The sequence below is a fragment of the Micromonospora sp. NPDC050276 genome, assembly GCF_044459545.1.
In the GTDB taxonomy this organism is placed as follows: Bacteria; Actinomycetota; Actinomycetes; order Mycobacteriales; family Micromonosporaceae; genus Micromonospora.
In genome coordinates this window covers 25669-45598 of the sequence record NZ_JBITJA010000007.1, presented here as the reverse complement: position 1 = coordinate 45598, position 19930 = coordinate 25669, and the positions used below count along the sequence as shown (strand labels likewise).

The 19930-nt window shown below is 69.8% G+C and carries 20 protein-coding genes; 12 read left to right on the top strand and 8 right to left on the bottom strand.

The genetic code is table 11. The features are described from left to right. Positions 1-68 precede the first annotated feature (68 nt). The 5 genes from ACIBF8_RS16620 to ACIBF8_RS16600 all read right to left on the bottom strand — a co-directional run bounded on the left by ACIBF8_RS16620 (position 69) and on the right by ACIBF8_RS16600 (position 6170). Positions 69-1811: an ABC transporter substrate-binding protein gene (locus tag ACIBF8_RS16620; protein ID WP_396783848.1), complete on the bottom strand. Its 1743-nt coding sequence runs from the start codon at positions 1809-1811 to the stop codon at positions 69-71. Between the two features lie 146 nt (positions 1812-1957). Next, complete coding sequence (locus ACIBF8_RS16615; RefSeq protein WP_396783847.1) at positions 1958-2944, bottom strand: ABC transporter permease; 987 nt, start codon at positions 2942-2944, stop codon at positions 1958-1960. A gap of 67 nt (positions 2945-3011) precedes the next feature. Further along, positions 3012-4019 (bottom strand): ABC transporter permease, encoded by a 1008-nt coding sequence (locus ACIBF8_RS16610; RefSeq protein ID WP_396783845.1) that lies wholly within the window; start codon positions 4017-4019, stop codon positions 3012-3014. After that, positions 4016-5056 carry an ABC transporter ATP-binding protein gene (locus tag ACIBF8_RS16605; RefSeq protein ID WP_396783843.1) on the bottom strand — a complete coding sequence of 347 codons (1041 nt, stop codon included), beginning with the start codon at positions 5054-5056 and terminating at the stop codon, positions 4016-4018. Before ACIBF8_RS16605 ends, ACIBF8_RS16610 begins: the two co-directional genes overlap by 4 nt. 55 nt (positions 5057-5111) lie before the next feature. Beyond that, positions 5112-6170 (bottom strand): ABC transporter ATP-binding protein, encoded by a 1059-nt coding sequence (locus ACIBF8_RS16600; protein ID WP_396784300.1) that lies wholly within the window; start codon positions 6168-6170, stop codon positions 5112-5114. 277 nt (positions 6171-6447) lie between these two features. Between ACIBF8_RS16600 and ACIBF8_RS16595 the strand changes: the two genes are divergently transcribed. The 6 genes from ACIBF8_RS16595 (at position 6448) to ACIBF8_RS16570 (ending at position 13983) form a co-directional block, all read left to right on the top strand. Next, the gene (locus tag ACIBF8_RS16595) at positions 6448-6996 is read left to right on the top strand and encodes a Uma2 family endonuclease (RefSeq protein WP_396784299.1); all 549 of its coding nucleotides are present in this window, start codon (positions 6448-6450) and stop codon (positions 6994-6996) included. A 32-nt stretch (positions 6997-7028) separates the two neighbouring features. Continuing rightward, complete coding sequence (locus ACIBF8_RS16590; RefSeq protein WP_396783842.1) at positions 7029-8465, top strand: TldD/PmbA family protein; 1437 nt, start codon at positions 7029-7031, stop codon at positions 8463-8465. Between the two features lie 48 nt (positions 8466-8513). Then, the gene (locus ACIBF8_RS16585; protein WP_396783841.1) at positions 8514-9929 is read left to right on the top strand and encodes a TldD/PmbA family protein; all 1416 of its coding nucleotides are present in this window, start codon (positions 8514-8516) and stop codon (positions 9927-9929) included. Positions 9930-10174: 245 nt separating this feature from the next. After that, the gene (locus ACIBF8_RS16580; protein ID WP_396783840.1) at positions 10175-10981 is read left to right on the top strand and encodes a hypothetical protein; all 807 of its coding nucleotides are present in this window, start codon (positions 10175-10177) and stop codon (positions 10979-10981) included. A gap of 12 nt (positions 10982-10993) precedes the next feature. Next, positions 10994-12922, top strand: coding sequence for a fumarate reductase/succinate dehydrogenase flavoprotein subunit (locus ACIBF8_RS16575; RefSeq protein WP_396783839.1), 1929 nt, complete (start codon positions 10994-10996; stop codon positions 12920-12922). Further along, positions 12919-13983, top strand: a complete 1065-nt coding sequence (locus ACIBF8_RS16570) for a succinate dehydrogenase/fumarate reductase iron-sulfur subunit (RefSeq protein WP_396783838.1) — start codon at positions 12919-12921, stop codon at positions 13981-13983. Before ACIBF8_RS16575 ends, ACIBF8_RS16570 begins: the two co-directional genes overlap by 4 nt. A gap of 214 nt (positions 13984-14197) precedes the next feature. On the opposite strand, the gene ACIBF8_RS16565 is transcribed toward ACIBF8_RS16570, so the two are convergent. Then, a complete protein-coding gene (locus tag ACIBF8_RS16565; RefSeq protein ID WP_396783836.1) occupies positions 14198-14641 on the bottom strand; it encodes a (deoxy)nucleoside triphosphate pyrophosphohydrolase in 444 nt (147 codons plus the stop codon). A 183-nt stretch (positions 14642-14824) separates the two neighbouring features. Here ACIBF8_RS16565 and ACIBF8_RS16560 point away from each other — a divergent pair, with 183 nt between their 5' ends. The 6 genes from ACIBF8_RS16560 (at position 14825) to ACIBF8_RS16535 (ending at position 18608) form a co-directional block, all read left to right on the top strand. Next, on the top strand, positions 14825-15133 hold the full coding sequence (locus tag ACIBF8_RS16560; RefSeq protein ID WP_396783835.1) for a 4a-hydroxytetrahydrobiopterin dehydratase: 309 nt from the start codon (positions 14825-14827) through the stop codon (positions 15131-15133). A gap of 7 nt (positions 15134-15140) precedes the next feature. Then, the gene (locus tag ACIBF8_RS16555) at positions 15141-15578 is read left to right on the top strand and encodes a class I SAM-dependent methyltransferase (protein WP_396783833.1); all 438 of its coding nucleotides are present in this window, start codon (positions 15141-15143) and stop codon (positions 15576-15578) included. Further along, positions 15535-15756, top strand: a complete 222-nt coding sequence (locus ACIBF8_RS16550; RefSeq protein WP_396783831.1) for a hypothetical protein — start codon at positions 15535-15537, stop codon at positions 15754-15756. The genes ACIBF8_RS16555 and ACIBF8_RS16550 overlap by 44 nt, the downstream gene beginning before the upstream one ends. A 10-nt stretch (positions 15757-15766) precedes the next feature. Next, complete coding sequence (locus tag ACIBF8_RS16545; RefSeq protein WP_203147864.1) at positions 15767-16129, top strand: PH domain-containing protein; 363 nt, start codon at positions 15767-15769, stop codon at positions 16127-16129. Between the two features lie 219 nt (positions 16130-16348). Next, positions 16349-17080 carry a class I SAM-dependent methyltransferase gene (locus ACIBF8_RS16540; protein WP_396783829.1) on the top strand — a complete coding sequence of 244 codons (732 nt, stop codon included), beginning with the start codon at positions 16349-16351 and terminating at the stop codon, positions 17078-17080. A gap of 247 nt (positions 17081-17327) precedes the next feature. Further along, a complete protein-coding gene (locus tag ACIBF8_RS16535; RefSeq protein WP_396783828.1) occupies positions 17328-18608 on the top strand; it encodes an MFS transporter in 1281 nt (426 codons plus the stop codon). A 427-nt stretch (positions 18609-19035) separates the two neighbouring features. Here the strand turns inward: ACIBF8_RS16535 and ACIBF8_RS16530 are convergent, their stop codons facing one another. After that, positions 19036-19386: an ArsR/SmtB family transcription factor gene (locus ACIBF8_RS16530; protein WP_396783827.1), complete on the bottom strand. Its 351-nt coding sequence runs from the start codon at positions 19384-19386 to the stop codon at positions 19036-19038. Next, complete coding sequence (locus tag ACIBF8_RS16525; protein WP_396783826.1) at positions 19383-19841, bottom strand: SRPBCC domain-containing protein; 459 nt, start codon at positions 19839-19841, stop codon at positions 19383-19385. The genes ACIBF8_RS16530 and ACIBF8_RS16525 overlap by 4 nt, the downstream gene beginning before the upstream one ends. Between the last annotated feature and the right edge of the window lie 89 nt (positions 19842-19930).

Below are 19930 nucleotides of genomic sequence, written 5' to 3'. Positions count from 1 at the left end.
CCTCTTCGCGGAAACGGTAAGGGCCCCTGGTCGACGACGCTGTCGACCAGGGGCCTGTCCGAGAGGTGTTAGGGCTTGACGTACGCGTTCACGAACGACGGGTAGCCGAAGACGCTGGAGATGAAGACCCCGCCGGCCTTGGACCCGTGCACGTGGTAGGCCACGTCGACGAAGAGCGGCACCACCGGAGCGTGCTCCTTCATGATCCGCTCGTCGAGCTTGGCCCACTCCGGGCCCTGCTCGGCTGCGGAGAGCGCCGAGATCCGGTCCATCTCGGCGTTGATCGTCGGGTCGTTGAAGTAGGACTGGTTGCTGTTGCCCTCGGCCTTGATGGTGCGACCGTCGTAGAGCACCGGCAGGATCGAGGCCCCGCTCGGCCAGTCCGCCGCCCAGTTACCGATGTACAGGTCCCAGGGGTTGTCCTTCTTCTTGATCTCGTCGAGCTTCGCGTCGTCGGAGATGTTCCGCAGCGTGATCTTGAAGCCGGCCCGCTCCAGGTTGGCCTTGAGCTGGGCGCCCTGCTGCTGCTCGGTCGAGTTGTCGGCGACACCGAGGACCAACTCGGGCGTCTGCCCGCCGAGCAGTTCCTTGACCTTCTCGACGTTGCCGTTGGCGCCCGCCGGGTACGCGTCGTACGCCTTGTAGCCGATGGTGGCCGGCGGCATGAGCGTGGTCAGCGGCGCGGCGACGGTCTGCCCGCCCATCGCCTTGATCAGACCCTCGCGGTCGATGGCGTAGTTGAGCGCCTGGCGGACCTTCAGGTCCTTGACCCGCTGGTTGTTGATGACGAGCTGGTTGGCGCTCGGCGTCGGGGAGAGGATGGTGCGCGACTTGAGCGCGGCGTCACCGGCCACCTTGGCGACCAGCGAGGCGGGCACGGCGTTGAAGGCGAGCGCGCTCTGGTCGGCGCCGTTGTCGGCGATCACCCGGTTGTTGGCGGCGTCCGCGGTGGGGCCGAAGCTCCAGACGAACTGGTCCGGATACTGGTGCCGGACCGGGTCGGTGTTCGGGTCCCAGTTGGGGTTGCGGTCCAGGGTGATCTGCACACCGACCTGGTTCTTGGCGACCTTGTACGGGCCGGACGAGAACGGCTGCTTGTCCAGGTCGATACCGGTGTCCTTGTCGGCGGGCAGCGGCGCGGTGGTCGGCAGCGAGACCGCGAACGGCAGGTCGCAGCGGGGCTTGGCGAACTCGAAGCGCAGCGTCTTGGCGTCCGGCGTGCTCAGGCCGGGCGGCAGCGACGTCTTGTTCTTCTTGAAGTCCCACTTGGTGTCGAACTGCGCGGTGTCGGCCAGCCACTCCTGGATGTAGGTCGGGCCGCCGGAGAGGTCCGGGTCGAAGGACCGGGCGATGCCGTACGCGATCTCCTTGGAGGTGATCGGCCGGCCGTCCTCGAACTTCACCCCGTCCTTGATGGTGAATTCCCAGACCTTGCAGTCGTTGTTGACGTTCTTGCCCGGCGTCTCGGCCAGGTCACCCACCAGGACCAGGCCGCCCTTGCCGTCGTCCTTCCAGGTGGTCAGGTAACGGGCGAAGAGCGGGTTGGTCATCAGGCCGGCGAACGAGTACGTCCGCTGCGGGTCCAGGTGCGAGATCGGCGACTCCCGGATGATGGTGAAGGTGCCGCCCTTCTGGGCGCCACTCACCTCGGCCGCCGGGCCCTGCGAGTCCTTGGGGTCGGTCGCGATGACCCCGGTCTGCTGCCGCTCGGTGTCGACCGTGGTGCCCTCGCCCGTGTTCTTCGAGCACGCACCCAATGCCACAACCAGAGCGATCGCGCCGCCTGCGGCAACCGCCACGCGTGGTCGCATGAAGTACCTCCTTCACCCATGTGCCGTGCGGTTTCGTCGGGGCGAGAACCGCCGACGTCCCGAGGATCGTAAGGAAGAAAACCTACGAGTTGTGTAACAGTTGTCGATAAATTTCGCCACGACCCACCCACCGGACATCGGCGGGGTCAGCGCAGCCGCACCCGCGGGTCGATGGCCGCGTAGAGCAGGTCCACCAGCACGTTCGCCAGCACCACGAAGACCGCGGCGATCAGCACGGTGGCCATGATGGTGGGCAGGTCACCCGAGCGCACCGCGTCCACCGCCGTACGCCCCAACCCCTGGACACCGAACGTCGTCTCGGTGATCACCGTGCCACCGAGCGCCCCGCCCACGTCCAACCCGGCGATGGTCACCACCGGCGTGATCGCGGCGCGCAGCGCGTGTCGCCCGTACACCTTGGGTTTGGTTAGGCCCTTGGCCCGCGCGGTCCGGACGAAGTCCTCCGACAGCGTCTCCAACATCTGCGCCCGCGACAACCTGGCGTAGATGGCCGAGAAGAGGAAGGCCAGCGCCACCCAGGCGAGCACCAGCCCACTGGCCCACTTCGCCGGATTGTCGAAGATGGACGTGTAGCTGGGCACCGGCAGGATCCGCAGGTTGTAGACGAACACCAACAGCAGCACCGCACCCACGAAGTAGAGCTGCAACGAGGCGCCGGTCAGCGAGAAGCCGATGGCCACGCGGTCCAGCCAGGTGCCCCGGCGCAGTGCGGAGATCATGCCGAGCCCCACCCCGAGCAGCAACCAGAGGATGGCCGCCGGGATCACGATGCTCAAGGTCACCGGCAGCACCCGGGCGATGGTGTCCGAGACGGCCTCGTTGCTGACGTACGACCAGCCCAGGCAGGGCGCGTCGCACCGGCCGCCCTGCGCGCTGCCCAGATCCCGACCGGCCACGATGCCCTTCATGTAACCGGCGTACTGGCTGATCAGCGGGTCGTTCAGGCCCAGGTCGTCGCGGACCCGCTCCAGCCGCTCCGGGTTGCAGTTCTTCGAGCAGATGCTGGTGACCGGGTCGCGGGGCAGGGCGAAGAACATCAGGAAGGTCAGCACGCTCACCGCGAACAGCGTCAGCGTGGCGGAGAAGAGCCGCTTGATCAGAAATCGCGCCATGAGAGCCACCTTTCGTTCGCGACTGCGGGGCTCCGCTTCGCTGCACTCCTCGCGCTCACACAAACCCCTACCGGGACGACTTCGGGTCGAGCGCGTCCCGCAACGCGTCGCCGAAGAGGTTGAAGGCGAACACCAGCGCGAATATCGTGATGCCCGGGAAGAACACGTACGCCGGGTCGGTCTGGAGGAAGTCCAGACTGCGGTAGATCATTCGGCCGAAGCTCGGCGTCTCGTCGCTGAGGCCGACGCCGATGAAGGACAGCGCGGCCTCACTGGTGATGAACTGCGGCACCGCCAGGGAGAACGACACCAGGATCGGTGCCCAGATGTTCGGCAGCAGCTGTCGGAAGAGCATGTGCCCCAACCCGGCTCCGCTGGCCTTGGCGGCCTCCACGAACTCACGCTCGCGCAGCGCGATCACCTGCCCGCGCACCAGCCGGGCGGTGCTGGTCCAGCCGAAGATGGCGAACACGGCGATCAGCACACCCACCCCGAAGGCGGACGACACCTGCCCCCGCTCACCGTAGAAGCGCAGCGTGATGGTGGGCGTCAGCGCCAGCGCGATGATGAGGAAGGGCATGGCCAGGGTCAGGTCGGTGATCCAGTTGATCACCGCGTCCAGCCAACCGCCGAGGTAGCCGGCGAGCGCACCCAGCACGACCCCGATCGTCGCGGTGATCAGGGCGGCCGCGAACGCGATGAACAGCGAGGTCCGCAGTCCGTAGATCAGCCGGATGAAGATGTCCCGGCCCAGCCCCGGCTCCAGACCGAACCAGTGCTCGCCGCTGACACCGCCGGCGTAACCCAGCGGCATACCGAAGCCGTCCAGCAGGTTCTGGAACTGCTCACGTGGGCCGATCCCGTAGACCATCTCGATCAGCGGGGCGGCCAAACCCAACAGCAGGAAGACCACCAGGAGTACGCCGCTGACCATCGCCGTCCGGTCGCGGCGCAGCCGCAGCCAGGCGAGCTGACCGGGTGAGCGGCCGACGACACTCTTCGTGGCCGGCCCGCCCACGTCCGTGCCGGACTCGATCTCGGCCAGCGCCACACCCTCCACCGGGGACAGGCTCACGACGACACCTCCTCGACGTTCGCGGCGGCCCCGCGAGGCGCCCCGGCCCCGGCCGCACCCGCCTCGACGGGCTCCGGGAAGTGACACGCGGTGGCCTGGTTGCCGCCGTCGCGCGGGACCAGCGCGGGCTCCTCGGTGGCGCAGATGTCCTGCGCCTTCCAGCACCGGGTGCGGAACCGGCAGCCCGACGGCGGGTCCAACGGGGTGGGCACGTCGCCGGCCAGCCGGATCCGGCCCGCCGGGCCGAGCTGGGTGACGTCCGGGATCGCCGACAGCAGCGCCCGGGTGTACGGATGCTGCGGGCGCTCGTAGATGTCCGCCCGGTCGCCGATCTCCACGATCCGGCCCAGGTACATGACCGCGACCCGCTGGCAGAAGTGCCGGACCACGGCCAGGTCGTGCGCGATGAACACGAAGGCCAGGCCCAGCTCCCGTTGCAGGTCACGCAGCAGGTTGACGACCTGCGCCTGGATCGAGACGTCCAGTGCGCTCACCGGCTCGTCGGCGATGATGAGCTTCGGCCGCAGGGCCAGCGCGCGGGCGATGCCGATGCGTTGGCGTTGCCCACCGGAGAACTCGTGCGGGTACCGGTTGTAATGCTCCGGGTTCAACCCGACCAGCTCCAGCAGCTCCTGCACCCGCGCCTTGATCCCACCCGGCGGCTTGATCCCGTTGACCTGCAACGGCATCGCCACGATCCGGCCCACGGTGTGCCGCGGGTTCAACGAGGCGTACGGGTCCTGGAAGATGATCTGAAGGTCCTGGCGCAGCGGCCGCAACTCCCGGCGCCCGGCGTGGGTGATGTCCCGCCCGTCGAACTCGATGCTCCCGCTCGTCGGCTCCAGCAGCCGCACCAGCATCCGGCCGGTGGTGGTCTTGCCGCAGCCCGACTCCCCCACCAGGCCGAGCGTCTCGCCCGGGCGCACGTCGAAGTCCAGCCCGTCGACCGCCCGCACCAGACCGGTGGTGCGCAGCCCCTGACGTACCGGGAAGTGCTTGCTCAGGCCGCGTACCCGCAGCAGTGGCTCGGCGGTCATCTCCACAGTCCTCCGTTCGGGACTGCGGTACTCCGCTGTGCTGCGTTCCTCGCCCTCACACAGCCACCCCCACTCGTGCGATGTCCTCGGCGTAGAACGTGGCCCGCTCCTCGGCGCTGAGGTGGCAGGCGACCAGGTGGCCGTCGGCCTCGCCGGCCGGGCGCAGTTCGGGCACCTCGCTGCGCGACCGGCTGCCGGCGCGGTCGGCGTACCGGCAGCGTGGGTGGAACGCGCAGCCCGACGGCAGGTTGATCAGGCTGGGCGGGTTGCCGGGGATGGGCACCAGGTCCACGTCCGCGTCGCCGTGCAGCGACGGCACGCTGGAGAGCAACCCCCAGGTGTACGGATGCTGCGGCGCGCGGAGGACCTGCTCGACGCTGCCCCGCTCGACGGCTCGCCCGCCGTACATGACCAGCACGTCGTCGGCGACCTGACCGACCACGCCGAGGTCGTGGGTGATCAGGATGATCGCGGAGTGGAACTCGGCCTGGAGGTCGGCGAGCAGGTCCAGGATCTGCGCCTGCACGGTGACGTCCAGCGCGGTGGTCGGCTCGTCGGCGATCAGCAGCGCCGGGTCGTTGACCAGCGACATCGCGATCATCGCCCGCTGGCGCATGCCGCCGGAGAACTCGTGCGGGTACTGGTCGAAGCGGCGTGCCGGCTGGGGAATGCCCACCCGGTCCAACATGTCGACCGCCCGCTGCCGGGCCTCGCGCCGGTTGACCTTCGGGTGGTGCACCCGGTACGCCTCGGCGATCTGCCGGCCCACCGTGTAGTACGGGTGCAGCGCCGACAGTGGATCCTGGAAGATCATCGCCATGTCCCGGCCGCGCAGCCGGCGTACCTCCTCGTCGGCGAGGCCGACCACCTGCCGGCCGCCGACGGAGATCTCCCCCGTGATGGTGGTCCGCTTGGGATCGTGCAGGCCGAGGATGGCCAACGAGGTGACGCTCTTACCGGAGCCGGACTCACCCACGATGCCGAGCGTGCGACCCCGCTCGACGGCGAACGACACCCCGTCGACCGCGCGCACCACGCCGTCCTCGGTGTCGAACCGGACCCGCAGGTCACGCACCCGCAGATAGGCGTCCTCGTCGGCGCGCTGCGCCGGCACGGCGGGGCGGTCGTCCGGGTCCCCGGACGGCGAGGGTTCCGAGCTGTCCACGGCCACCTCCCTCAGTGACGAAGAGAACTTACAGGAAAGTCCCGAGGGTGAAAATAAGCTACAAAGTCGGCACGTGTCAGCGGGCCCGAGCGTAACGAGTCGGCATCGGCCCCGCACCCCCGTCACCTCGCCATCCACGCCCGTTCATGGCCGTACCCGCACGTCAGGTGCGACCATGGGGCGAACGACCAGCAGCGGATGCCCGTGGCACGAGGTGGAGGTGACGATGACCGCGGCGGTGTTCAACCACGAAGGCCCGTGGACCGAAGAGGAGTACCTCGCCCTCGGCGAGACGCAGCAACGCGTCGAACTCTTCGACGGGAGCCTCCACGTGACCCCAGCCCCCACCCCTCGACACCAGAACATCTCCGGCGAACTACGCGCGGTGCTGCGAGCCCCGGTCCGCGAAGCCGGGCTGCACGTCCTGGAAGCGGTCAACGTCCGCCTCCGGCCCGGCCGGATCCCGATTCCCGATCTTGTTATTACCGGCCCAATCGACTTCGACGAACTCAACGTCGAGGCGGGGGACGTGCGGCTGGTTTGCGAGATCATCTCGCCGAGCAACGCGTCGACCGACAAGGTCCTCAAAATGCACTACTACGCCGCCGCCGGCATCGAGTGGTATCTCCTGGTCGAGCAGGACACCGGCACCATGCGTCTGTACCGACAGCAGGGCGGCCACTACAGCGAGCAGTCCGTGACCCGACCGGGCGATCTGTTGGTGCTCACCGAGCCGGTGAAGGTCAGCATCCGGCCGGAGGATCTGCTCCCCTGACGGGTGTCGGTCGGCTGGCCTAGGGTCGGTCCATGACCGAGTTCGACGCGGCCACCGCCGCCGTCCAGGCCGCCCTCGACGCGGGCGCCCGGTACGCCGACGCCCGGGTGATGCACCGCCGCTACGAGTCGATGACCGCGCGCAACGGCGACATCGAGGAGTTGACCCAGGACGAGAGCATCGGGCTGGGCGTCCGGGCGCTGGTCGGGGCGAGTTGGGGCTTTCACGCCGTACCCGATCTGTCGGACGCCGCCGCCCGCGACGCCGGCCGGCGCGCGACGCGGACCGCCATGGCGAGCGCGCGGGTGCCGGGCCCTTCGGTCGACCTGGTACCGGTCGAAGCCGTCACCGCGAGCTGGGCCTCCGGCTGCCAGATCGACCCACTCGGGGTGCCCCTGTCGGACAAGGGCGACCTGCTGGTCGGCGCGACCCGCACGATGGCCGAGCACGGCGCGGACCTGGCCGAGGGCCTTTACCAGGTCTGGGACACCACGAAATGGTTCGTGTCCAGTGAGGGCCACCGCATCGACCAGCGGATCCGCGAGTGCGGGGGTGGCATCTCGGCCACCTCGATCGGCGACGGCGAGACGCAGCGGCGGTCCTGGCCGAGTTACCGCGGGCAGTACGGCACCACCGGGTGGGAGCTGGTCGAATCGCTCGACCTGGCCGCGCATGCCGCGCAGATCGCCGAGGAGTCCCGGGCGCTGCTCACCGCGCCGCCCTGCCCGGCCGGCGAGACGGATCTGATCCTCGGTGGCGAGCAGTTGGCTCTGCAGATCCACGAATCGGTCGGGCACGCCATCGAACTGGACCGGATCCTCGGCTGGGAGGCGGCGTTCGCCGGCACGTCCTGGCTGGACCTGGCCCAGCTCGGCTCGCTGCGCTACGGCTCGGAGCTGATGAACATCACCATCGACCCGACGATCCCGGGTGCGCTGGGCAGCTTCGGTTTCGACGACGAGGGCTCCCCGGCGGTCAAGCGGGACGCGGTCCGCGACGGTCGCTGGGTGGGTGTGCTGGCCGGCCGGGATTCCGCCGCGATGGCCAGCCTCGACTACGGCGGCAGCGTCCGCGCCGACGGGTGGGCCCGACTGCCGATGGTGCGGATGACGAACGTCGGCCTGGAACCCGGCCCGCACACCCTGGAGGAGATCATCGAGGCCACCGACGACGGCGTGCTGATGGACCTCAACCGGTCCTGGTCGATCGACGACAAGCGGCTCAACTTCCAGTTCGGCTGCGAGGTCGGCTGGGAGATCAAGAAGGGGCGGCGGGGGCGGATGCTGCGCAACCCCACCTACACCGGGATCGGCCCGCTGTTCTGGCGCTCGATGGACATGCTCTCCAGCGAAACGGTCTCCTGGGGCACGCCCAACTGCGGCAAGGGCCAGCCCGGCCAGATCGGGCACACCGGCCACCCGGCCGCGCCGGCCCGGTTCCGCAACGTCCGGGTGGGGGTGTCGGCGTGAGCGCGAGGAGTGAGCCGGGTTTGCGAGCCCCGCAGTCGCGAACGGAAGGTGGCACAGGTGAGCGCGAGGAGTGAGCCGGAGCTGGCGGGGCAGGTCGTCGAGCTGGTTCGCCGGGTTGGCGGGCCGGCCGCCCAGGCCGAGGCGGTGGTGACGCGGGCCGACCTGGCGCTGACCCGGTTCGCCAACTCGGGCATCCACCAGAATGTCTCCGAGTCGACCGTCGGGGTCCGGCTACGGGTGCACGTGGATGGTCGGACGGCCGCCGGCAGCGGCAGCGTGGTCACCGCCGACGGGCTGAGCGCCCTGGTGGAGCGCACCCTGGCCGCGGCGCGACTCTGCCCGCCCGACCCGAACTGGCCAGGGCTGGCCCCGCCCATGCCCACCCCGGACGCGCCGCCCGTCGACGAGGCCACGGCGCACGCCGAGCCGGATCAGCGGGCCGACCGGGTGGGGGCGTTCGTGGCCGCCGCCGGGGGCCTGAGCACCGCCGGCTACTGCCGTACCGCCCACCGCTCGTCGGCGTTCGCCAACTCGGCCGGGCACTCGGCGTACGGCCGCTCGGTGGAGGCGGCGATGGACGGCATCGCCCGTCGCGACGGCGCGGATGGGGTGGCCCGGCGCTGCGCCGACCGACTGTCCGACCTCGACGGCGCGGAGTTGGGGGCGCAGGCGGCCGCGAAGGCGCAGGCGGCGGCCGACCCGGTCGAGCTGCCGCCGGGGCACTACGAGGTGGTGTTCGAGCCGGCCGCCGTGGCGGACCTCCTGCAGAACCTGTCCTGGTACGGCTTCAACGGCAAGCGGTACACCGAGCGGCAGTCGTTCGCCGAGCCGGGCGTGGCCCAGTTCGACCGGGCGGTGACCCTGGTGGACGACCCGCTGGGCTGGTCGGGGCTGCCGTTCGACGCGGAGGGCACCGGTCGACGGGCGCTGACGCTGGTCGAGGCGGGCACCACCCGGGCAGTGGCGCACGACCGGCGCACCGCCGCCGAGGCGGGCGCGGAGTCCACCGGGCACGCGGTCGCGGGTGGCGCCACCTGGGGCCCGATGGCCCGCAACCTGCGGCTGACCGGCGCGGTGGCGGGCCCGGCCAGCGCGGCCGGCCGGAGCACCACCGGCGCGGCCGCCGGAGCGGTCGTCGACGCGGACACCGCCGCCCTGGTCGCCGGCGTACGCCGGGGGCTGCTGGTCACCGACCTCTGGTACACCCGGGTGCTGGACCCGAAGAGCCTCGTCGTCACCGGGCTGACCCGCAACGGCGTCTGGCTGATCGAGGACGGCACGGTCGTCCGGGCAGTCCGTGACCTGCGGTTCACCGAGTCGTACCCGCGGGCGCTCGGGCCGGGGGCCGTGCTCGGGCTGGGCGCGCGGGCGGTACGCCAACCGGACCGGGTGGACGGTGCCTGGTGGGCCGCCCCCTCGCTGCGCCTCGCGTCCTGGCACTTCACCGGGGGCGCCTCGGGCTGACGTTCTCGACGACGCGCGACAGATCGGCGTGTCGGGGGCATTGCCGCAGGCCAGACACACGGGACACTCCCTTGCGCGGACGGCTCGCAGAGATCGGCGTAACGTGTGTCACTTAGCTGCGCCGGTCAATCCGGCGTGGTCGTTGGTGTGCGCATGACGTGGCAGCGGGTGCGGGTTCGCCGGTCCGCGTGCCGACCGGAGAGAGACCAGCCCGCCCGTACGGGCCCGTCGAGGAGACGACTCGAATGACTTCAACGGCAACGAGGCCGAGGGGGGCGCGGGCGCGCGCCGCCATCGCGGCGAAGACGTTGCGTACCGACCGATGGTGGTTCGCCCCGCTGATCACCGTGATCGGGCTCAGCGCCTGGGTCGCGTACGCGACGGTCCGGGTGTTCATGCACGACAACTACTGGGTCGACGAGTATCACTACCTGACCCCGTTCTACTCCCCCTGTGTGACCGACCGGTGCGTGGAGGCGGCTTCGCACTTCGGGCGATTCCTGCCCGGCTGGTGGATCATCCCGGACGCCGCGCTGACCCTGCCGTTCCTGCTGCTGTTCCGGCTCACCTGCTACTACTACCGCAAGGCGTACTACCGGTCGTTCTGGCTGTCGCCGCCGGCCTGCGCGGTCCCGGACGGGCACAAGGAGTACGGCGGTGAGACCCGCTTCCCGCTGCTCGGGCAGAACCTGCACCGCTACTTCTTCTACGCCGCCGCGATCATCTCGCTGATCAACACCTGGGACGCGATCCTCGCCTTCCACTCGCCGAAGGGCTTCGGCTTCGGGCTGGGCAACATCATCCTGCTGGTCAACGTGGTGATGCTCTGGGCGTACACGATCTCCTGCCACTCCTGCCGGCACATCATCGGCGGCCGGCTCAAGCACTTCTCCAAGCACCCGGTGCGCTACCGGGCCTGGACCTTCGTCTCGGCGTTGAACGTCCGGCACATGCAGCTCGCCTGGATCACCCTCGGCACCCTCGCGCTGGCCGACTTCTACATCATGGCGGTCGCGGCCGGCTGGTTCTCCGACCTGCGGTTCATCAACTAAAGGGCCCCTGACATGACCACTACCACTCGCATCGAACGACACCACTACGACGTCGTCGTCATCGGGGCCGGCGGCGCCGGTCTGCGCGCGGCCATCGAGGCCCGGCTTGCCGGCAAGAAGACCGCGATCATCTCCAAGTCGCTGTTCGGCAAGGCGCACACGGTGATGGCCGAGGGCGGCGCGGCCGCCGCGATGGGCAACGTGAACAGCCGGGACAACTGGCAGGTGCACTTCCGCGACACCATGCGCGGCGGGAAGTTCCTCAACAACTTCCGGATGGCCGAGCTGCACGCGAAGGAGTCGCCGCAGCGGATCTGGGAGCTGGAGACGTACGGTGCGCTCTTCGACCGCACCAAGGACGGCAAGATCTCCCAGCGCAACTTCGGCGGCCACGAGTACCCGCGGCTGGCGCACGTGGGCGACCGGACCGGCCTGGAGCTGATCCGCACTCTCCAGCAGAAGATCGTCTCCCTGCAGCAGGAGGACCACCGGGAGTTCGGCTCGTACGACGCCCGGATCAAGGTGTTCTCCGAGACCACCATCACCGAGTTGCTGCTCGACGGTGACCGGGTGGCCGGCGCGTTCGGCTACTACCGCGAGTCGGGCGAGTTCATCCTCTTCGAGGCGCCGGCAGTCGTGCTGGCCACCGGCGGCGTCGGACGCTCCTACAAGGTCACCTCGAACTCCTGGGAGTACACCGGGGACGGGCACGCGCTGGCACTGCGCGCCGGGGCGACGCTGATCAACATGGAGTTCCTCCAGTTCCACCCCACCGGCATGGTCTGGCCGCCCTCGGTGAAGGGCATCCTGGTCACCGAGTCGGTGCGCGGCGACGGCGGCGTCCTCAAGAACTCCGAGGGCAAGCGGTTCATGTTCGACTACGTCCCCGACGTCTTCCGCAAGCAGTACGCGGAGACCGAGGAGGAGGCGGACCGCTGGTACACCGACCCGGACAACAACCGGCGTCCGCCGGAGCTGCTGCCCCGTGACGAGGTGGCCCGCGCGATCAACAGTGAGGTCAAGGCCGGTCGGGGCTCCCCCGCCGGCGGGGTCTTCCTGGACATCGCGAGCCGGCGTTCGGCCGACGAGATCCGCCGGCGGCTGCCGTCGATGTACCACCAGTTCAAGGAGCTGGCCGACGTCGACATCACGGCCGAGCCGATGGAGGTCGGGCCGACCTGCCACTACGTGATGGGCGGTGTCGAGGTGGACCCGGATTCGGGTGCCGCCTTCGGCCACGTACGCGGGTTGTTCGCCGCCGGTGAGGTCTCCGGCGGCATGCACGGCTCCAACCGACTGGGCGGCAACTCCCTGTCCGACCTGCTGGTCTTCGGCAAGCGGGCGGGCGGCCACGCCGCCAGTTACGCCGACGGGCTGACCGCCCGGCCGAAGGTGGCCGTGGACGCGGTCGAGGCCGCGGTGGAGACCGCGCTCGCTCCGCTGCAGCGGGACACCGGCGAGAGCCCGTACACCCTGCAGCAGGACCTCCAGGCGGTCATGGGTGACCTGGTCGGGATCATCCGCCGGGAGGGTGAGCTGGCCGACGCGCTGGTCCGGCTCGCCGAGCTGCGCGAGCGGGTGGCCAAGGTGAGCGCGGCCGGCGGCCGACGCTACAACCCGGGCTGGCACCTGGCCCTGGACCTGCGCAACATGCTGGTGGTCTCGGAGTGCACCGCGAAGGCGGCGCTGGAGCGGCAGGAGTCGCGCGGCGGGCACACCCGGGAGGACTACCCGGCGATGGAGCCGAAGTGGCGACAGGTCAACCTGGTCTGCGCGTTGGACGGCGACACCGTGCGGCTGACCCGCAAGCCGCTGCCGAAGATGCGGCCGGAGCTGATCGGCCTCTTCGACCGGGCCGAGTTGGCCAAGTACCTCACCGACGAGGAGCTCGCCGACTTCGACGCCCTCGTTGCCGACGCTGGAGAGGCGGACAACCGATGAGCGCGAAGCGTCAGTTCCGGATCTGGCGGGGCGACGAGACCGGCGGCGACCTGCAGGACTACATGGTGGAGGTAAACGAGGGCGAGGTCGTCCTCGACGTCATCCACCGCCTGCAGGCCACCGACGCGCCCGACCTGGCCTGCCGGTGGAACTGCAAGGCCGGCAAGTGCGGCTCCTGCTCCATGGAGATCAACGGCAAGCCGCGGTTGGGCTGCATGACGCGGATGTCGACCTTCGGCGACGACGAAACCGTCACGGTCACCCCGCTGCGGACCTTCCCGGTCATCCGGGACCTGGTCACCGACGTCTCGTTCAACTACGAGAAGGCACGGGAGACCCCGGCGTTCGCCCCTCCGGCGGACGTGGCCCCGGGTGACTACCGGATGCAGCAGGTCGACGTCGAGCGCTCGCAGGAGTTCCGCAAGTGCATCGAGTGCTTCCTGTGCCAGACGGTCTGCCACGTCATCCGCGACCACGACGAGAACAAGCAGGCGTTCTCCGGTCCGCGGTACTTCATCCGGGCGGCAGAGCTGGACATGCACCCGCTGGACACCCGGACCGACCGCAAGGAGTACGCGCAGGCCGAACAGGGCCTCGGCTTCTGCAACATCACCAAGTGCTGCACCGAGGTCTGCCCCGAGCACATCAAGATCACTGACAACGGGATCATCCCCATGAAGGAGCGGGTCGTCGACCGCAGGTACGATCCCCTTGTGTGGCTTGGTAGCAAGATCTTCCGTCGGGGCGAGACGCCCCAGACCAGCGTGACCACCGCCCGTCCGGGCTCGGCGACGCCGGGCTCAGCCCGGGGTGGGGTGCACTCGCACGCGGGTGGCTCCCACGACTCGCGGGCTGAGGCGCAGGCGCAGAGCGGCGTCAACTGGCACCGGGAGGTGCCCCACCCGACCGCTCCGGCGGTCGACGACCGGGGCAAGCTGCCGCTGACCGAGCTCACCTTCGACCGGGCCGCCGCGCCGTCGCCGTTCGGCGACGACGTGACGTTCCCGCTGCCTCCGGAGCACCTCAACTTCGCCCACCCGGATCAGGACAACAAGCACTGATCACCTGAACAACAACGGGGGCCGTGGCAGTTGCCACGGCCCCCGTCCCAGTCCCACCCCTCCCACCCCTCCCGGCGCCCCGGCGCCCCCACGTGCCCACCCACCGCCCCCGGTGATCATGAAGTTGTTGCCACTGAGCGCGGCGTGTCGTGGCAATAACTTCATGATCAACGAGAGCCGTCGGGTCGGGCCGGGTGGGTGGGGGTGGGTGGAGTTAGGGGGTTGGGGTCAGGAGGGGGCGGAGGGCGGCCACGATGGGGGCGTCGGCGGGGAGCCAGGTGACCGAGTCCAGCTCGTTCGCGGTGAGCCAACGGATCGCCTCGTGCTCCAACGCCTGCGGCTGGTCTCCGCCGAGCAGGCGGGCCGCGTACACCTTCAGCACCGAGCGGCCGTGCGCCATCCGGACGTTGCGGCCGACCCGGTCGCCGATCTCGACGCGTACGGCCAGCTCCTCGGCACACTCCCGGATCAGGGCGTCGGTCTCGGCCTCCCCCGGCTCGACCTTTCCGCCCGGAAACTCCCACATGCCCGCCACCTCCGGTGGGGCGGAACGCGCACAGGCGAGCACCCGCCCATCCCGGATGATCGCCGCACCGACGATCACCTTTAGGTCCCGCCGTTCGGCCTGCCCGCCGCCATTCGCCCGTTCGGTCCGCACGGGCGTCCAGGGTGCCAGATCAATCGGCGGTTTGGGTACCGTAGCCGTCCGCTAGGCCAATAAGACACGGAAGTGTGGGCGTGGACACCCCCTCCGAGCAGCGAGAGACTAGGGGACACCGACAAGACACGGGATGGCGACGATTTGGCCACAAGCCGGCAACGGCGCTTGGGGGGTGCGGTGATGCGCGTGCTGTTCAACAGCAGGGCCAAGCACGACTACCTTTCCGACGCGTTGACCTTGCTATCTGGTTGGACACGCGAGGGCGAGCAGATCCGACGGACGCTCGTGATCGACGATACCCAACACGCGGCACTAACTGAACGCGTCAAGGTCGTCGCGGATGCGCTGCATCTGCGGCCCGAGATCAGCCGCCGGGCCGACAGCACCCAGATCCGGGTCGGGCACGGCAACGGTGAGCCGCTGACCGAGGGCGAGGTGCTGTTGGCCGCCCGCATCGAGGACGCGTACCGGGCGGTCACCGAGTCCTGACGACGGGATGAGACACGCCGAGTTCCGCCACCACCGGCTGGTCCAGGTGTACGACGCCGAGTGCCGATGGGGGCCGGACGACGACTTCTTCCAGTCGGTGGTCGACCAGACCCCGGCCGCCCGGGTGCTCGACCTCGGCTGCGGTACCGGCCGGCTGACCGTTGCCCTCGCCGCCGCCGGCCACACCGTCACCGGCGTGGACCCGGCCGGCGCGTCGCTGGCCGCCGCTCGCGCCAAGCCGGGCGGTGAACGGGTGACCTGGCTGGAGGGCACCTCGGCGCTGCTGCCGGAGCGGGCTTTGCTGGGAGCGGTGGAACCCGGCGGATTCGCAGCGGCTGATCAGGCTGCCGGACGGCGGCGGGGTCCGCGCGTGGACCACGGTCAACGGGGTACGCGACGGCGTGGTCGACTTCACCCACCACTACCGCTTCGACGACGGCGATGAGCTGCTCAGCTCGGCGACCCTGCGCTTCCGCACCGAGGCCGAGCTGCGCTCCTCCCTGACCAGGGCGGGCTTCCTCGTGGACCGCATTCACGGGGGCTGGCACGGCGAGCCCGTCGGCCACGGTGACGGGGAGTTCGTGGTCCTCGCCCGCGCGGGCGCGCTGGCACCGGTTTTCTAGCCTGGATCGCATGGCGAACATCGCGTACGACCGCAAAGAGCAGGTCCAGCAGATCGAGAGTGGCCTCCTCGACGGTGAGCAGATCATCGCCGTCTACGACGCCGTCGGCACCGGCACCGGGTTCATCGGGCTGACCGACCGCCGCGTGATCATCCAGGACCGCTCCTTCGTCGGGAAGCGGTTCGCGATCACCAGCATTCCGTACTCGAAGATCACCAGCGTGAGCGTGGTCAGCAACAAGTCGTGGGGTGGTTCGTTCTTCTCCACCGGCGCCATCGCCATCCACGTCGGCACGCACACCTACGAGGTGGAGTTCCGTGGCGCGCAGAAGAGCCACCACGTACACAACGTGATCCTGCACCACATCTCCTGACGGCACATCCCGGCGTGGGCCCGGCTGGCGTAATTGCCTTGCCGGCCCGCGGCGTCTCTGGTGTCCTCGGTCGACAGCCGCGCGAAGGGAGCAGCCGCCATGCCCAATACGACGAAGTCCCCCGAACCCACCGTCATCCGATCTGACGAATCGAGACTTCGTGAGCAGCACCGTTCCCCTGGCGCTGGGCGCCACTGACTCCAACCCCGGAGGCCGCTGATGTCGGTCTTCGACGATCCCGGCCTCTTCGGCCGGCTGTGGGCCGCCGACTACGACGGCCCAGGCAACCCCGACCCGGCCCCCGCCGTGGAATTCCTGGCCGACCTGGCCGACGACGGCCCGGTTCTCGAACTGGCCATCGGCACCGGCCGGGTTGCGCTTCCACTGGCCGAGCGCGGCCTCGCCGTGCACGGCGTCGAGGCGTCCGAGGAGATGCTCGCGCAGCTGCGGGCAAAGCCCGGCGGCGAGCGGATCCCGGTGGTCGTCGCCGACATGGCGGACGTACCGGTGACCGGTGAGTTCCGGCTCGCGTACCTGGTCTTCAACACCCTGTTCAACCTGGTGGACGCCGAGCGGCAGGCGGACTGCTTCCGCAACGTCGCCCGGGTGCTGTCGCCCGGCGGCGCGTTCGTCATCGAGACGTTCGTGCCCGACCCACGCAGCTTCGACTCGGACGAGCAGGTGCAGGTGCGTGAGGTCACCGAGGACTCCGCGACGATCCGGTTACACCGGTACGACCGGCCGGCGCAGCGGTTCATCCGGCAGACCATCACGTTCGACGGCGACGGTGTGCACCTGAAGCCGTTCGCCATGCGGTACGCCTGGCCGCACCAGATCGACGAGATGGCTCAGCAGGCCGGGCTCCGGCTCACCGAGCGGTACGCCGACTGGCACCGACGGCCGTTCCAGGCCGACAGCCCGTCGCACATCTCCGTCTACCGGACGGAGTAGCGGTTCGATCGACTCGGGTTTCGGAAAGTCGGGGTGTCATCGCCACGACGACACCCCGACTTCAAGGAACCCGAGTCGATCTCCCGCAGCCTGAAGGCGGCCATCGGCTCGTCCTTCCGGGCGTCCCGCGACGGCGACAGCCCAGACCGGGGACGCGGCTGAGATCCGGGCACGCTCCGCCGTGAGCGGATTCTGCTGAGAGCAGCTTTAGCTGGTCTGCGAGGGCCGCACGGGGTCAGCTGGCACCATGCCACTGCAGCCCACCCGCCTTCTGCGCACCTCGCCGTACTGGCCGGTGGTGAGTCACCCACTGCTCAGACGGGTCCTACCCGGCCTGACCGTGTCCGCGCTGGGCGACGGGATGGCGGTGGTCGCGGTGACCTGGCTCGCCATCCAGCTCGCCCCGCACGACCAGCGCGGCACCTGGATCGCGGTGGCCATGGCGGCGTACACAGTGCCCAGCGCGGCCGGGACTGTCGTCTTCGGCCGGCTGCTGCGCGGTCGCGGCGGCGGCCAGCTCGCCGGGTGGGACGCGATCCTGCGGGCCACGGCACTCGCGGCGATCCCCGTCGCCCACCTCTTCGGTGCGCTCACCATCGGGCTGTACGTCGTCCTGCTGGCCGCGTCCGCGCTGCTGCACTCGTGGGGTTCCGCCGGGCGTTTCACCCTGATCGCCGAGCTGCTGCCGCAGCGACACCACCTGCCGGCGAATGCGGTGCTCTCCACCATCGCCGGGTTCGCCACCATCGTCGGTCCACCACTGGCGGGTCTCCTGATCGCCTGGGTCGGGCCGGTGTGGGTCATCGCCATCGACGCCGCCACCTTCGCCGCGCTGGCCCTCACGTACCGCTTCGCAATGTCCACCGCGGACAGCCACCATCGGCAGGAGCACGGCGCGTCGCGGACCGCCGGGTTCGCGTTCATTCGCCACAACCCCGCCCTTCTGGGTCTGCTGGCGCTGAGCCTCGCGTTCTTCTTCCTGTTCGGACCGGTGTACGTGGCCATGCCGATCCACATCACCGATGACCTGCACGCCTCGGCGACGCTGCTGGGCGCCTACTACACCGCGTTCGGCGTCGGCGGTCTCGTCGGCGGTGTGATTGCCGGACACCTACGCCGCTGGCCGCTGCGGGCCACCACCATCACCATCGTCGTCGCGTTCGGCGTGGCCATGCTGCCGCTGGGCCTGGGTGCACCCGTCGGCGTGTCGCTGCCGGCGTTCGCCCTGGCGGGCCTGATCTGGGCACCGTACATGTCCACGTCGATGGCGCTGTTCCAGCGCAGCACGTCCATCGCGCAGCTACCGGCGGTGCTCGCCGCGAACGGCGCCATCCTGGTGGTGGCGGTGCCGCTGGGCGCCATGCTGGGCGGGCCGTTGGTGGGTGCCATCGGCGCCCGGTCGGCGATGCTGCTCTGCGCCACAGCGATCGTGACCGTCGGCCTGACCGCCGGAGGGTTGGCGCTCTCGCGGCGGAGCCCGCGACCCTCCGGCGACCAAGCCGTCACCGAGGTCAGTGCCAGTCGCTGATGCGGACGTCGTCCGGTGCCGGCCGGCCACGCCCGGTCTCGACCAGTTCCTTGAGGCTCATCAGGAACAGCGCCCATTTGGTGCTGCAGTGGTGCATGAACTCGACCGGCTCGCGCCAGCCCTGGTGCGCGAACTGGACGATCGTGTACTCGCCACGCTGGTCGAGACGCCAGTCGACCTCGGTGCCGACCCTCCTCAGGGCCGTCGACGACGCGCCACCGCACCCGGCCGGCGGGGTTCAACTCCAGAACCTCCATGTCGAAGCCGCCGACATCGCCGAACCGGAAGGCCAACTGCCCACCGACCTCGCTCTTGCCCACCGTGTCGGTGGTCCACCAGCCGGCGAGACCCTCCGGCGTCGCCACCGCGCGATAGACGTCGCCGAGCGGAGCGACGACGCCGACCCGGTGCAGAATGTCGACCATTCTCAGTCTCCTTCGTCAGTGGTGCGGGTGCGTTCGATCGCCTCGGCGATGCGCTTGATCCGGCGAAGTCGGGCGTCCCAGGTGGAGCCGACCGCCGACAACTGGGCGACAGCGCGGGCGAGTTGCGCCTCGTCCACCTGGTAGTGGCGCTCGCGACCGGCCGGCTCGGCGTGGATCAGCCCAACCCGGTCCAGCACCGCCAGGTGCTTCGAGACGGCCTGCCGGGTGACGGGTAGCCGCCGACTCAACGAGGTGGCCGTGCCCGGCCCGTCAGAGAGAAGAAGATCGATCATCGTACGCCGAGTCGGGTCGCCGATCGCCGACCACAACTCGTCGTCGACCACCGCGCTCACGGGGTCGCGACCAACCGCGCGACGTACGCGCCCAGCCGGGGCATGTAGTGGTCCCAACCGTTCTCGTGGTCGCGGTACTGCTCCTCCAGGACGGCAATCTCCCAGCCCATCTCGCGGAACCCGGTCTCGGTCATCCGGATCTGCGTCCCCGTGCCGTCGGGGATCAGGTCGAAGGTGACGAGCAGTGCCTGCCCGCCCCGGTCCGGCTCGGTGAAGCACCACCGGAAGGAGAATCGCTTGGGCGGGTCGACCTCGACGACGGCGAGCGCGACGGTCGTCGTCTCGCCGGTGTCGGCGTTGCGCCACACCAGCTCGCCGGGCGCGCCGGCGACCGACTCGAACCGGGCGTCGTCAGGCCACCACTCCCGCATGTGCTCGGGCTGGCTGACGACCTCGAAGACCACCTCGGGTGACGCGTCGACGTGGATGTCGCGTTCGATGGTTCCCTGTTCCATGCTCACAACCTTTCGCAACCTTTGGTTGCACTGAACCTATGACACCCCACCCCCATCGCGCAACCTTTCGTTGCATGTCGCGGTTGCGT